Below are 14,947 nucleotides of genomic sequence, written 5' to 3'. Positions count from 1 at the left end.
ATGACTCCGGCGATTTAATCGCCGGAGTCATTTTTTACTTCCTGTCGCTCTGGTGGAGCGGATATTAACGCCTAACATTCCTCCGATCAACGCAGATCCCACCATACCCGCCAAATATGGCACCTGACTTAACTGGACGCCCTTTTGAAGGCCGAGATATTGATAAAGGATTATAAATAACAAAAAGGCTCCTCCAGTTATCAGTCCATACATCCAGCCTTTTTCTTGCCCCCGATGTCCGGCTGTTGCTCCGCCGGTAAACAGAATAAGCATGGCCAAAATCATGGTAAATAAGTTTATGAGATTCGTATCAATGGTGGTAAATCGCAATAATAATGCCAATATGAAACTGCTCGTCAACATAAGAATCAGGATAATGGCCAAGCCATATCCCAAAGCTGTCCATACTTCTTTCTTCATCGTATCCCTCCTTGTCTACTTTGTCCCTACACTATATGACTTTAAAATTATAAATAGAAGTATATATTTTTAACCGCTTTTGAATAGACATCATAGAAAAGGCTGAAAAGGGGACAGGTTATGTTAACATGGATGGCCATATTAATTTTTATCATCAGTTACGGATTAATTATGTCTGAAAAGATAAATAGAGCCTTGGTAGCAATTGCGGGGGGAGTATTACTATTACTTACGAATGTATACGAATGGAAGGATGCTTTTACTCATTATATCGATTGGGAGACGATCGCACTTTTATTCTCTATGATGGTTCTGGTAGCCATTACAAAAAAGACAGGTGTTTTTGAATATGTCGCCATCAGTTTTGCGCAAATGGTAAAAGGCAGACCGGTCCCGCTTTTGATTGGTACAGCAATATTAACTGCAGTGGGCTCTGCTTTTCTTGATAATGTTACGACCGTTCTATTATTTGTCCCTATCTTGTTGACTTTGACCAGCCAGCTGAATCTCCCTGCGTTTCCTTTTCTTCTTACTACTATTTTTAGTGCAAATATTGGCGGGACGGCAACGTTAATTGGAGATCCGCCGAATATAATGATCGGACAGGCGGTAAAGCATTTTACATTCGTTTCATTTTTAGTCAACCTTGGGCCGGTAGTAGTAATTATTTTCGTATTTACCCTTGGCGGTATGGTGATGCTGTTTCGCAAACAATTGAAATATGAGAAAGACAAGGCGAAAGCTCTGATGCAACTGAACCCATCCAGTTATTTAAAGAAAACACCAATGTTATATCAATCTCTGTCTGTTATGGGACTGACAATGGTCGGATTTCTAATGCACCCGATCATCCATGTTGAATTAACGACGGTTGCGGTATGTGCTGCTGTTTTACTGTTGTTATTGACGGATGCTGAAGCGTCCAGTGAGAAAATATTCCAGGAAGTGGAATGGGTAACTTTGTTCTTTTTTATCGGACTATTCATGTTAGTTGGCGGACTGGAGAAAGTAGGGGTAATCGATGAAATAGCCAGAGGAATGATGTGGTTATCTGGCGGGGATTTGCCGATGACCTCCTTGATTGTATTATGGAGTGCTGGTATACTATCTGGAATTGTAGATAATATCCCGTTCGTAGCAGCTATGATTCCAGTGGTACAGGAACTTCAAGGTTACGGAATGATGAATATCGATCCCATTTGGTGGTCATTGGCACTTGGCGCTTGTCTTGGAGGGAATGGTACATTGCTTGGAGCTTCTGCCAATGTAGTAGTGGCTGGGCTGGCTGCGAGTGCCAACCATCAAATCCCGTTCCTGAAATTTCTAGTTTATGGAATTCCGGTTTTGCTTTTCTCCCTGTTGGTAGCAACCATATACGTTTACTTCCGCTTCCTTGTTCCCTTCTTATCGTAGATGACTGTCCCCCAAAAAATCCCTGTCCTCCAAATGTTTTAAGTGGAGATTACGATTATTGCTGACACCTAAGTTAAAGGCTTAGGTGCTTTTTTTGTTACCTGCGTTCAGAAACCTGCAACAATCCAATAATCCATAAAAGATATTGCAACCTCCATGTATTTCCTTATAAGAGGAGGCAGTGACTTATAATTGTAAGCTTAATATTTATTAGGATAAAAACTGATTAATTTGGAAAAAGTAACAAGTGACATCTAGACGGACGCCAGGGGTGGAATAAAAGTGGATATACAAATAGGGACGATATTATTTCGCACGCTGCTTACTTATTTGCTGATTTTAGTAATTCTCCGGTTGATGGGTAAGAGGGAAATTGGTGAATTGAGCGTACTGGATCTAGTAGTATTTGTCATGCTGGCAGAAATAGCCGTCTTCTCAATTGAAGAGCCCGATAAATCTTTGTACCACGCTATTCTGCCTATGGCTGTACTACTAGCTATCCAGCGGTTGACCGCTTTCATATCTTTAAAAAGCCAAAGGTTTCGTGAATGGTTTGATGGGACTCCTTGTATTATAATTAAGCATGGTAAAGTGGATGAATATGAAATGAAAAAGCAACGCTATAATTTTAATGATTTACTGGTTCAGCTAAGAGAAAAAGAAATTTATAGTATTCAGGATGTAGAGTATGCGATACTCGAACCAAATGGTAAGCTGTCCGTATTACAAAAAGATGAAAATTCTTCTGATCATTCAACCGGTTATTCCGCTATATTGATTGCCGATGGCAAGTTCCAATTTGATTCCTTGAAGCGAGTGAAAAAGAATAAGAGCTGGCTCCTAAATGAACTGAAAAAGAGAGGATATGAATCAGAAGAATCCATATCTATATGTTCAATCGACGAGCAAGGAGAATTGTTCATCGACGAAAAGAATGAGTATGAATAACAATATGAAGACTGCAAATAAAATAGCCCCTTCTTTTCGCTAGAAGGGGCCTGTCAGTTATTTGATCAGTTTATTCAGGTAAGGGAGCTGTTTCAGTTCATCCTTCGTTAAGAAACGCAGGACGAATAATAGGATGATATATAGGATGGTTAAGGTACAACAGATAATGATGAACTGCGATAGTTCTCCAACAGTATAGGTTAAAAAAGATTTCAGCTGAGAGCCGATCACCCAGGTAACACTTATTAGGATAACCATTTTTGTCAGATCAAGGAAAGGTATTTTGAAATTAATAGCTTGCATGAGTGCACCCAGGTGCAGGAAGGTTACCACTAATACTCCTACGACAATTGCAATTGCAACCCCACGAATACCGAAAGCGGGCTGAGACGCTAATCCTACTAAAACCCCGAATTTTACTACTGCACCAATTAAACTGTTCCACATTGCGGGCTTTGCTAAATCCAATGCCTGTAAAGCGGCTTGCAGGGGCGCCTGTATATACAACAAAAGAAAGAAGGGAGCCATTAATGCAAGCATATAGGCAGCATTGCTCGTCCCATACATTAACTGTAGAATCGTAGCAGCGAAACTTGTCAGCAGTATTGTGGCAAGGCCACCGGAGGCAAATGAAAGCCGGATGGATTGATGAATCCGATAATGAATTAATTTCGTTTCATTTTTAGCACCAGCCTCACTGATTGATGGTACTAAAGCTACGGATAAAGAATGAGTAATGAAGGTTGGCAGCATTAAAAGTGGGAGAATATATCCTGCCAGCTCACCATATTGTTTCGTAGCTGCCGCTGTCTGAAGGCCTGCTAAAGCCAGGCTCTGGGCGACTAAGATAGGTTCGAGAAAAAAAGAAAATGAGCCAATCAACCTGCTCCCAGTTGTCGGGATAGCAATCGAAAGTAATTCGTTTACTGTCTTTCTTCCGGATTGTAAATAAGCAAAGAATTGCCGGCGTACTCTGAATCTTTTTTTGATAGAGAACATACGCAACATAAAGAGTAACGAGGCGAATTCACCTAAAATTACAGAAGCCATCGCCCCTGCCGCTGCATATTCAATACCGTAAGGGAGGAGGAGATTGGTTAAGAAAGCGACCGATAAAATTCGTACCACTTGCTCAATCACCATAGAAAATGCTTGCGGCTTCATATTCTGACGGCCTTGAAAGTAGCCTCGCAGTACAGATGATATTGCGATGATAGGAACAATTGGACTGATAACAAGTAATGGCACGACTGTTCTCGAGTCTGTTAATAAATGATTGGCGACCCAAGGGGCCAACAGAAACATTAACGTGGTAAATAGGATGCTGAGAATTCCAGTGATGGAAAGGGAAACTACTAAGATACGTTTAATACGATTAAGGTCACCAGCTGCTTCTGCCTCAGCTACGCGCTTAGAAATGGCTACCGGCAAACCGAACTGCGTGAGTGTGATAGCAAGGAACAAAGTAGGGAGGGCCATCATATAGAGACCTACCCCCTCCTCACCCATCACCCTGGCGACGACAATACGGTTGATAAAACCTAAAAATCGGGTGATCATCCCGGCTGCTATTAAAATCAGGGTCCCCTGCAGAAATGTTTGCTTGGTCATAATAACGACCTGCCTTCTCAAAGTGATAAAATTCATATACAATGAATGTATATGCGAAAGAGGTGGCCAAGCATGACATTATTTATATGGCTGACAGGCTTTCTCGTGGAGGAGGCGAAAGGATGAAAACCATAAAATCAGCCGACCAGTGGAAACTGGAGGTATATCCTGCTTTGAGGAGTAAGGCTGAAGAATTTCGATTGATGGGCTATCCAGACTCTATCCCGGATGATATATGGAATTGTTTAATATCCAAAGTATGGAAAGGGAATCCGGATAAACATTTATATGAGATGGTTCAGGACATTTTTCATTTAAATACTGCTCTTTACATAAGTTACCTGACTGTGGAAGCTCATCGTGGAGAAGATCTGGCAAATTCAATTGCCAAAATCTCGGGAGAAAATGAACCTGTAGTTTCTGTAGAATAAGCTTGAGCTTATATTGACAGTTAGTAAGAAAGGTTTCTATAATAGTTTTATTGGAAAAATTCAGTAATTCATATGAAATGTGTATGGTACGAGGATAGGCTTGACAACCAACTCGACAGCTTATGATAAATAACAGCCTGCCCTGGTACCCTATTTACGTTTTATTACATAAAGATGCTCGTGCGTGCAGTGATTAAAGGAGGAACAACTTAAATGGTTAAAAGGGGCAGAATCATAGCCTTTTTTCTTGTTGTATTGATATTGGCAGGAACAATTGGCACCACTATTACTGGAGTTACAAAAGACATCAAGCTTGGGTTAGATTTGCAAGGCGGGTTTGAAATACTTTATGAAGTAAAACCCTTAGATGAGAATCAGGAAGTAAATGAAAAAGTGCTTGAAGTTACGGCTCGTTCACTGGAAGAACGTGTCAATGTACTGGGGATTAGTGAAACGAATATTGATATTGAAGAGCCCAATCGTATCCGGGTACAGCTGGCTGGGGTAGATGATCAGACGCAGGCACGTGAACTGTTGTCCACTACTGCCCACTTATCTTTTCGTGATGCTGAAGACAATGAATATATGAATGGTTCGGATTTAGTGGAAGGCAGTGCTTCCCAATCCTATTCAGAAACGAATTCACCGATTGTTACATTGCAAGTGAAGGACCCGAGTAAGTTTTACGAAGTTTCCAAAGAAATAAGCAGCATACCGGAAGATCCAAATACTCCATACCCGGATGATGTTATGGTCATATGGATGGACTTTGATGAAGAAACATCTTTTGGTGAAGAGTATGGAAAAGAGGATCCAAAATATATATCTGCTCCCGGTTTTTCAAATGGCCCAATTCGCAGTAAGAATATCCAAATAACCGGAGATTTTACCGTGGAAGAAGCAAAACGTCTGGCAGATATTCTTAATGCCGGTTCCCTTCCTGCTGACCTTGAGGAAATGTATTCCACTTCCGTCGGCGCTCAATTTGGGGAGCAGGCGATGAGCAAAACGATTTATGCTGGTTTTATCGGGATTGGGATCATCTTTTTATATATGATGTTCTATTACCGTTTTCCAGGTGTCATCGCTACGGTAACCTTGAGTGTTTATATCTATTTGATTCTACTCATATTCGAATGGATGAATGGCGTATTGACACTGCCAGGTATAGCGGCCTTGATCCTGGGAGTCGGGATGGCGGTTGATGCCAACATTATTACCTATGAACGTATTAAAGAAGAATTAAAATCTGGAAAGTCGGTGCTCGCTGCTTTCCGGTCTGGAAACCAACATTCTTTATCAACCATATTTGATGCGAATATAACGACAATGATTGCAGCGATTGTCTTGTTTACATTTGGGACAAGTTCGGTTAAAGGCTTTGCCACCATGTTGATTGTCAGTATTCTCGTTAGCTTCATAACAGCCGTCTACGGCAGCCGTCTATTCTTAGGACTTTGGGTGAAGAGCCGATTCCTGAATAAACGGCCGGGCTGGTTTGGAGTGAAAAGGGAAGAGATTGTAAATATTGAAGATGGGGAAGAAGTAGAAGCTACATTCTTCAACCGGAAAATAGATTTTGCGGGCTTGAGAAAACGTTTCTTCACCCTTTCGCTAATTTTGATGGTTGCCGGGATTCTAGCGCTTGCAGTTATGCGATTGAATCTGGGAATTGACTTCACGAGTGGGTCTCGTGTATCGATTTTATCTGATGGAGATATTACAGCAGAACAAGTGGAAGAAACTTTTGAACAGGAGTTCAATGTATCACCCAAAAAGGTGGTCCTCTCCGGAGATGATAGTGAGATAGCCGATGTTCGCTTTGATAGCGTACTAGGACAGGAAAAAATCGCCGAAATCAAGGCTTATTATGATGATCAATATGGAAGTGAACCGAACGTAAGCACGGTTTCTCCAATCATTGGCCAAGAGCTTGCGAAAAACGCTGCCCTTGCCGTGTTGTATGCTTCCATAGGGATCATCATCTACGTCACTATCCGGTTTGAAATCTATTTTGCCTTGACTGCTATTATCGCACTGCTTCATGACGCGTTTTTCATCTTGGCACTATTCAGTTTGACAAGGTTAGAATTCGATATAACCATCATAGCGGCCATCTTGACCATTGTCGGTTATTCGGTCAACGACACGATTGTCACTTTTGACCGGATCCGAGAAAATGTAAAACGGGAAAAACGAGTCAAGTCATTCGCACAGTTGGCTAAAATCGTTAATAAGAGTTTAATGCAAACCATGGCTAGAAGTATCAATACTGTCATCACTGTTGTTTTTGCAGCTGTAATGCTTCTGATATTCGGCGCTTCTTCGATTACCAATTTCTCTTTCGCGCTGGTGGTAGGCCTGATTGCCGGAACTTACTCTTCTCTATTCATTGCAGCCCAATTATGGCTGGTGCTTAGAGGAAGGAATATAAAAGAAAAGCCACTAAGCTTTGTGAAAAAGAAAAATACAGGAGGGCCACAAGTATAATAAGGCCAGCTCACAAACCTGCTTCTTCCCAGGAAGCAGGTTTTTCTTTTGAGGACGTTTGTTAGATAAGGATAAAGGTAATAAATATACTATAATAAAAAAGTTAGTAAATGAGGAAGGAGGAATAGAATGAAAGGTCAATATTATTGGATATTAGCACTTATATTTGCGTTATTGATTGCTATATTTGCTGTAATCAATGTGGAACCTGTGGAGGTCAACTTTATGTTTGGCACAGCAGAGTGGCCCTTGATACTGGTTATTCTTATTTCGGCACTATTAGGGGGCATTGTTACAGCGGCAGCTGGTTCAGTACGATTTTATCAACTGCAGCGAGAAGTTAAAAAACTGCGTAGCAGCACTAAAGGGCAGACACCTGCCGGGAGGTCTGAGCTCCACTCCCATAACAGTAAACATGGTAAGCAACGTTCGACTGCTACTGAAGTTACAAAACATAAGTCAAAAAAATAGTACTTTCATCTATTTGCTACCCCTGAATCCCTCTAGTATAATGAGTGGGTCAGGGGTGAACGTATGCTTAAAAGTAAACTGAAATGGAATTTTACATATAACGATGAAATGCAGCATGATTTCTTTTTTGATGATATAGATTTATCACCACTAACAAGCAAGTTATTATGGAGAAGAAATATTACGGATAGTGAGAGCGCTGAGCGGTTTTTGTTTCCTTCTCTGGATCATTTGCATGACCCTTTTTTAATGGAGGGTATGAAAGAAAGTGTGGAACGTGTAAGACAGGCGATTAAAAAAGAAGAAAATATTTTAGTATTTGGAGATTATGATGCAGATGGGGTTAGTGCTACTTCTGTTATGGTGGAAGCGTTGCGTGAAGCTGGCGCTGACTGTGACTTTTATATACCAAATCGATTTACGGAGGGGTATGGTCCGAATGAAGAAGCCTTCCGGAAAGCAAAGGAAAATGGTATTGACGTCATTATAACGGTGGATACCGGAATAGCGGCAGTCCATGAAGCAGAGGTAGCAAAAGAGCTTGGGATGGATCTTATTATCACCGACCATCACGAAGTCCAGGAGGAACTGCCGGCTGCTTATGCCATTATTCACCCTAAGGCATCAGCTTCTTATCCCTTTCAAGAATTAGCTGGGGTAGGGGTAGCTTTTAAATTTGCTCAGGCGTTGCTGGGCAGATTTCCGAAAGAGTTCCTGGATCTTGTGGTAATTGGCACTATTGCTGATCTAGTACCCTTAAAAGACGAAAATCGCGTGCTAGCTTCCTTCGGCTTGAAGGCTATTTCCCAATCACCGCGTCCTGGTATCCAGGCATTGAAAAAAATTTGCGGTATAGACGGGGACTGCAATGAAGAAACCATCGGCTTCCAGGTAGGTCCCAGAATTAATGCTGTCGGACGTCTCCAGGATGCTTCACCTGCGGTAGATTTGCTACTGACCAGAGAGCCTGAAGAAGCAGAAGGATTGGCTAAACTGATCGATCAATTGAATAAAGAGCGTCAGAAAATAGTTTCAGATATCGCAGAGGAAGCTGAAAAGATCCTCGAGGCAGATGAATCAGGGGAAAACGATTCTGTCATTGTAGTAGCCAAACCTGGCTGGAATCCAGGCGTACTTGGGATTGTAGCTTCCCGTTTGGTCGGACGTTTCGACCGTCCGGCTATTGTATTAGGGATTGATGAGGAGACGGGAGAAGCAAAGGGTTCAGCAAGGAGTATCGATGCTTTTGACCTCTTTGTTAATTGTATGAAGATCCGTGGCATTTTCAAACATTTTGGTGGACATGCCCAGGCTGCCGGGATGACATTGAAAATTGAAAATATCAATGAACTTCGCCGGGAATTAAATCGATTAGCTGCGGAACAATTGACACCAGATGATTTTACTCAGAGTATCGATATTGAAAATACGATTGATATTGAAATGCTTTCCTTAAAACAACTGGAAGAAATAGATAAACTGAGTCCTTTCGGGATGGGTAACCCTAAGCCTATTTTCCATATTGAACATGCTCCCAAAGAGATTAGGCAAATTGGCAGCAAGCAAAACCACTTGAAATTTCAATTTAATAAGTCAGGGACGCAACTGGATGGAATCGCTTTTGGAATGGGAGAATTGTATAGAGATATCTCTCCTTCTTCCAAGGTGGAAGCAATTGGTGAATTGGGCATCAATGAATGGAATGGCAGAAAAAAACTTCAGATTATGATTAAGGATATCCGTATTGCTGAATGGCAGTTATTTGACTACCGGGGATCTAAATATTTGGAGAAGAAGCTGGCAGGCAGCAACTTGAATAACCACGCAGCTCTTACGTTTGAAGGGGCGGATTCTACGCCATTTGGGATGGATGTGCTGGATAAACATACGATTATGAATGAAAAAGATAGAAACCTTTCAGGTCTTGTTGTATTGGATCTGCCTGCTCGATTAGACGATTTAGCTGAAATCATACGAAAGGTTCAGCCTGAGAAGATATATGCCTGCTATCGGCTAGACGACAGTGCTTTTTTTGAAAAGCTTCCTACGCGGGAAGACTTTAAGTGGTTTTATGGTATGCTCATGAAACATAAGACTTTCGAGTTGTCCAGGGATGCCTCCAAGCTTGCTTCCTATAAAGGATGGAGCAAAGATACATTGGAATTTATCTCCCAGGTGTTTTTTGAGTTGGATTTTGTTAGAATAGAGAATGGACTGATTTCACTCCATCCTTCCCCGTCTAAGAAGGATTTAAATGATTCGGATACTTATCAGTTAAAACAACGGAAATTACAAGTCGAAAAGAAACTTTATTATTCCAATTATCAAGAACTGAAATCCTGGTTCGATCAATATATGGAGCAAGTGGACTTGGCCGTTAAGGAGGAAGTAACATATGGATTATAAACAACATATTGCTATTGTAGAAGATTGGCCAAAAAAGGGTGTCCGTTTTAAGGATATCACCCCATTGATGGATAATGGAAAGGCCTTTAAGTCTGCCATCGATGATATTGTGGAATATGCCAAATCCTTAGATATTGATTTGATTGTAGGACCAGAAGCTCGTGGATTTATCGTTGGCTGCCCGGTTTCTTACGCGCTCGAAGTAGGCTTTGCCCCTGTGCGGAAAGAAGGGAAACTTCCGCGGGAAACAATTAAAGTCGATTATGGTTTAGAATATGGAACAAATGTCCTTACTATCCATAAGGATGCAATAAAGCCAGGTCAGAGAGTGCTGATCACCGACGATTTATTAGCTACTGGTGGAACGATCGAAGCAACAATCAAACTCGTTGAAGAACTTGGCGGTGTTGTAGCCGGCTGCGCTTTTCTAATTGAATTAACCTATCTACATGGAAGAGAAAAGCTTGAAGGACATGATGTCTTAACATTGATGCAATACTAAAGATAATGGAGTGCCCTCCTAAGGGTGCTCTTTGTTTATAATTAAACTTTTTTCTTTACATTTTCCCCTCTTTTTTTGATAATGAGATAAAACTACGTTTAAATTTTTAACAAGTATGTATAGAAACTAAGGTGATTAGATGTCGAAAGACAAAATTTTGAGCGCAGAAGAAGTGATTGAAGAAGCGAGCCGGTATTTGACGGATGAAGATGCCGGTTTTATTCGACGCGCTTATGAATTTGCAGAGCAGGCACATAAGGATCAATTTCGTAAGTCGGGAGAACCATATATTATTCACCCTATCCAGGTTGCCGGTATTCTTGTCAATTTGGAGATGGATCCGGAAACCATTGCAGGAGGTTTTCTTCATGATGTCGTAGAAGACACAGAAGTGTCTATTGAAGAAATTGAGGAAACCTTCAACAAAGAAGTAGCCATGCTTGTTGATGGGGTGACAAAGCTTGGAAAAATTAAATATAAGTCAAAAGAAGCACAACAAGCTGAAAATCATCGGAAAATGTTTGTCGCGATGGCAAAGGATATCCGGGTAATTCTGATTAAGCTGGCGGATCGACTTCATAATATGAGAACCTTAAAGCACTTACCGCCGGAGAAGCAGCGGCGGATATCCAATGAAACGCTTGAGATTTTTGCCCCATTAGCTCACCGTCTGGGTATATCCACCATAAAATGGGAGCTTGAGGATACGGCTTTGCGTTACTTAAACCCTCAGCAGTATTATCGTATTGTACATTTAATGAAACAAAAGCGTAATGAACGCGAATTTTATATAGAAGATGTCATGAAAGAAATAGAAGATAGATTGCAAGAGGTTAATATCAAAGCGGACATTTCCGGGCGGCCTAAACACCTGTACAGTATATATAGGAAAATGGTATTGCAAAATAAACAATTTAATGAAATATATGATCTTCTGGCTGTACGGGTAATTGTCAATAGTATTAAAGACTGTTATGCGGTACTTGGTATCATCCATACTTGCTGGAAACCAATGCCTGGTCGGTTCAAAGACTATATTGCCATGCCGAAGCCGAACCTTTATCAATCCCTTCATACTACTGTTATTGGACCTAAAGGGGACCCACTCGAGGTACAAATTCGGACGCAGGAAATGCATGAAATAGCTGAATTTGGGATTGCAGCTCACTGGGCCTATAAAGAAGGCGGCCAATTCAATCAAACAAAACAATCATTTGAAGAGAAATTAACCTGGTTCCGCGAAATACTGGAATGGCAGAATGAAACCCATGATGCCGAGGAATTTATGGAATCATTAAAGGTAGATTTATTCTCTGATATGGTTTATGTATTTACTCCAAAAGGAGATGTTATAGAACTTCCATCCGGATCTGTACCTGTTGATTTTGCTTATCGCATCCATACGGAAGTTGGAAACCATACTATCGGTGCGAAGATCAATGGGAAGATGGAGCCGCTGGACTATGAATTGAAAACGGGAGACATCGTAGAAATGATGACTTCCAAACATTCTTATGGACCATCTAAAGACTGGATAAAACTAGCCCAAACATCGCAAGCCAAAAGTAAGATAAAGCAATTCTTCAAGAAACAACGACGTGATGAGAATATCCTGAAAGGCAAAGAACTTGTAGAAAAAGAAATAAAAAATTTGGATTTAGTACCGAAAGAAGTACTTACCCAGGAAAATCTCGATCGTGTGGCGGAAAAGTTCAATTTCAGTAATGAAGATGATATGTTTGCGGCGGTAGGCTATCAAGGGATAACTGCTGCCCAGATTGCTACCAGGCTGACAGAAAAATTAAGAAAGCAAAAAGAACAAGAACAAAACCTCGAAGAAACATTAGAAGAAGTGAAAAATGAAGTTAAATCTAAACCTTCCAATAAACGGGATTCCGGGGTAAGGGTAAAGGGTGTCGACAATCTACTGGTGCGTTTGTCAAAATGCTGTAACCCTGTTCCAGGAGACGATATCGTTGGCTATATTACGAAAGGCCGAGGTGTATCGGTTCACCGTTCGGACTGCCCTAACGTCCACACAGAAGATGCTCAAAGTCGTCTGCTGCCAGTCGAGTGGGAAGGAAGCGGATCCGACTCCAAGCAATACCATGTCGACTTAGAAATATCAGGTTATGATCGTCGTGGTTTAGTGAACGAAGTATTGCAGGCTGTCAACGAAACGAAAACAAATATAACAGCCGTATCCGGTAAATCTGACAGGAATAAAATGGCTACTATTAACATCACGATATTAATTCAAAATATTAATCATTTAAGGAAAATTGTCGATCGAATCAAACAAATTCCTGAAGTATATACAGTAAGAAGAATGATGCAATAAGGGGATTCGTTATAATGAGAGCAGTAATCCAGCGTGCAAAAAACGCATCTGTTACAGTTGAAGGAAAAATTACAGGAGAGATTGATTCCGGACTGGTCGTATTATTAGGTGTGACCCATGAAGATACCGAAGAGGACGCAAAGTATTTAGCAAACAAAGTTACCAACCTTCGCATATTTGAAGACGAGCAGGAAAAGATGAATTTGAGTCTGAAGGATGTGGAGGGAAAAATACTATCTATTTCTCAATTCACGCTCTATGGCGATACTCGTAAAGGCCGCAGACCTAATTTTATGGCAGCAGCGAAGCCTGATAAAGCTATTGAGCTGTATGAGGTGTTCAACATTCTTGTAGTAAAAGAGGGGGTTGATGTAGAAACTGGAGCATTTGGAGAAATGATGGATGTTCAGTTGAACAATGTCGGCCCTGTCACTTTGATTTTAGATAGCAAAGAAAGATAAAAAATAGCAGGATCAAAAGCTCAGAGTGTAAGCTCTGAGCTTTATTTCATCCCTGGTTGATCCCCATACAGGGATGAACAATACGTCCTATCTGAAAAAGCAGGAACCTCCGCTTAATTGGAAGGTTCCTGCTTTTAACTCATGTATTATTTAAAATAATTGATAAGTCCGTTGACTATTCCTGTACTAATTTTACCTTGGTAACTGGATGTTCTTACCAGTGACCCTTCTGAGGTGTTGGATAAATACCCAAGTTCCAAAAGTAAAGAAGGTTTTGTATTATTACGGATGACATGGAAGCCGCTCCCTTTTGCCCCCCGGTCTCTTGCGCCTGTCGCTTGGATTAACCCTGTCTGAACCTGTTTTGCTAAACTGCTGTCCTGGCTGCGATTGTAAAAAGTCTCAATCCCTTTTGCACCAGGATAGGATGGAAAGCTGTTGTAATGAAGGCTGATAAATGCATCGGCAGCAGATGAATTTGATATGGACACCCTATGTGCAAGTGAAACATAACTATCACTACTACGTGTCATTACTACCTTAGCTCCTGCAGCCTGCAGTTTTTCTTTTAAATGAAGCGCCGTCGAAAGTGTGATTGTTTTCTCATAGGTACCGCTGAGTCCGATAGCGCCTGGATCACGTCCTCCGTGACCGGCATCCACAACGATCAATTTCCCTTTTAACCCATTGCTGGAACTGTTACTGACTGTACTGGCTCCAGAATTCGCTGTCACAATCCACCCGGCCACAAAGGCTGTACTGGCTCCATATTTAATCTTATACCACTTTCCCTCTTTGCTGACTACCTGAAAGTCGTCACCTTTGTGTGCTCTTCCAACTATTTTGTGGTTGGTAGAAGGACCGCTTCGGATATTAGTGCTATTATAAAGTAGTGTTACTTTCTGGGAGTTGCCAGAGCTGGTACTGGTTTGAGATGGCTGGGTGGATTTTTGGGTAGAATTACTCGAACTCGAATAATCACTATGGATCCAGCCTTTCCCTTTCTTGCTGTTCACTTGATACCAGGACCCTTTAGATCCAACCTGGGTAACTTTCTCTCCCTTCATAAGATGGGTGAGTATTTTAGAGTTCGTGTTAGGCTCTGCACGTACTCGTAGGTAATTGACATCGGAGCGAAGCGATGTATTGTTCTGTACTTTGACAAGATATTTAGCTACCCACGCTTTCTTGCCATTGTATTGAATTTGTACCCATCCGGACTTCTCATCCAGTATCGGGTAGGTTTCGCCTCTATGTATCTGCCCTAATTTCTTAGTAAAAGACCCAGGACTTTCTCTAACATTGAGCTTATCGATATTGACCACTGCATTGTCGGCATATGCCGGGGCAGCAGTATAGGCAGCGATACTTAGTAAGAGTAATAGAAACAAACCAAATACCTTATATGGTTTTATTATCAAATAAAATACCTCCTTTAAAATAGTTTATTATT

Annotated in this window: 12 protein-coding genes; 9 read left to right on the top strand and 3 right to left on the bottom strand. The window is 41.2% G+C overall.

What is annotated here, in order from left to right:
* Positions 1-27: 27 nt before the first annotated feature.
* Entirely contained in the window at positions 28-420 is a 393-nt protein-coding gene (locus tag FHS45_RS14250) for a TIGR04086 family membrane protein (protein WP_062446978.1), read from the bottom strand.
* Between the two features lie 120 nt (positions 421-540).
* On the opposite strand from FHS45_RS14250, the gene FHS45_RS14245 reads away from it, so the two are divergent.
* The gene (locus tag FHS45_RS14245; protein WP_062446976.1) at positions 541-1,833 is read left to right on the top strand and encodes an ArsB/NhaD family transporter; all 1,293 of its coding nucleotides are present in this window, start codon (positions 541-543) and stop codon (positions 1,831-1,833) included.
* 288 nt (positions 1,834-2,121) lie between these two features.
* Positions 2,122-2,781, top strand: coding sequence for a DUF421 domain-containing protein (locus tag FHS45_RS14240; protein WP_062448032.1), 660 nt, complete (start codon positions 2,122-2,124; stop codon positions 2,779-2,781).
* A gap of 57 nt (positions 2,782-2,838) precedes the next feature.
* Here FHS45_RS14240 and spoVB read toward each other — a convergent pair whose 3' ends face one another.
* Positions 2,839-4,392 (bottom strand): stage V sporulation protein B, encoded by a 1,554-nt coding sequence (gene spoVB / locus FHS45_RS14235; RefSeq protein WP_062446973.1) that lies wholly within the window; start codon positions 4,390-4,392, stop codon positions 2,839-2,841.
* 122 nt (positions 4,393-4,514) lie between these two features.
* On the opposite strand from spoVB, the gene FHS45_RS14230 reads away from it, so the two are divergent.
* The 7 genes from FHS45_RS14230 (at position 4,515) to dtd (ending at position 13,494) form a co-directional block, all read left to right on the top strand.
* Positions 4,515-4,823, top strand: a complete 309-nt coding sequence (locus FHS45_RS14230; protein WP_062446970.1) for a post-transcriptional regulator — start codon at positions 4,515-4,517, stop codon at positions 4,821-4,823.
* Positions 4,824-5,036: 213 nt separating this feature from the next.
* Positions 5,037-7,313 carry a protein translocase subunit SecDF gene (gene secDF, locus FHS45_RS14225; RefSeq protein ID WP_062446968.1) on the top strand — a complete coding sequence of 759 codons (2,277 nt, stop codon included), beginning with the start codon at positions 5,037-5,039 and terminating at the stop codon, positions 7,311-7,313.
* Between the two features lie 129 nt (positions 7,314-7,442).
* Entirely contained in the window at positions 7,443-7,784 is a 342-nt protein-coding gene (locus FHS45_RS14220; RefSeq protein WP_062446966.1) for a LapA family protein, read from the top strand.
* A gap of 63 nt (positions 7,785-7,847) precedes the next feature.
* A complete protein-coding gene (gene recJ, locus FHS45_RS14215; protein ID WP_062446964.1) occupies positions 7,848-10,190 on the top strand; it encodes a single-stranded-DNA-specific exonuclease RecJ in 2,343 nt (780 codons plus the stop codon).
* A complete protein-coding gene (locus FHS45_RS14210) occupies positions 10,180-10,692 on the top strand; it encodes an adenine phosphoribosyltransferase (protein WP_062446962.1) in 513 nt (170 codons plus the stop codon). The genes recJ and FHS45_RS14210 overlap by 11 nt, the downstream gene beginning before the upstream one ends.
* 139 nt (positions 10,693-10,831) lie before the next feature.
* Positions 10,832-13,033 carry a RelA/SpoT family protein gene (locus tag FHS45_RS14205; protein ID WP_062446960.1) on the top strand — a complete coding sequence of 734 codons (2,202 nt, stop codon included), beginning with the start codon at positions 10,832-10,834 and terminating at the stop codon, positions 13,031-13,033.
* Positions 13,034-13,047: 14 nt separating this feature from the next.
* Complete coding sequence (gene dtd, locus FHS45_RS14200; RefSeq protein ID WP_062446958.1) at positions 13,048-13,494, top strand: D-aminoacyl-tRNA deacylase; 447 nt, start codon at positions 13,048-13,050, stop codon at positions 13,492-13,494.
* Positions 13,495-13,640: 146 nt separating this feature from the next.
* Here dtd and FHS45_RS14195 read toward each other — a convergent pair whose 3' ends face one another.
* A complete protein-coding gene (locus FHS45_RS14195; protein WP_062446956.1) occupies positions 13,641-14,915 on the bottom strand; it encodes an N-acetylmuramoyl-L-alanine amidase family protein in 1,275 nt (424 codons plus the stop codon).
* Between the last annotated feature and the right edge of the window lie 32 nt (positions 14,916-14,947).

This window comes from Thalassobacillus devorans, assembly GCF_011761345.1.
Lineage (GTDB): Bacteria > Bacillota > Bacilli > Bacillales > Halobacillaceae > Thalassobacillus > Thalassobacillus devorans.
The sequence above is the reverse complement of the archived record's forward strand: the minus strand, read 5'-3'. Positions and strand labels throughout refer to the sequence as shown.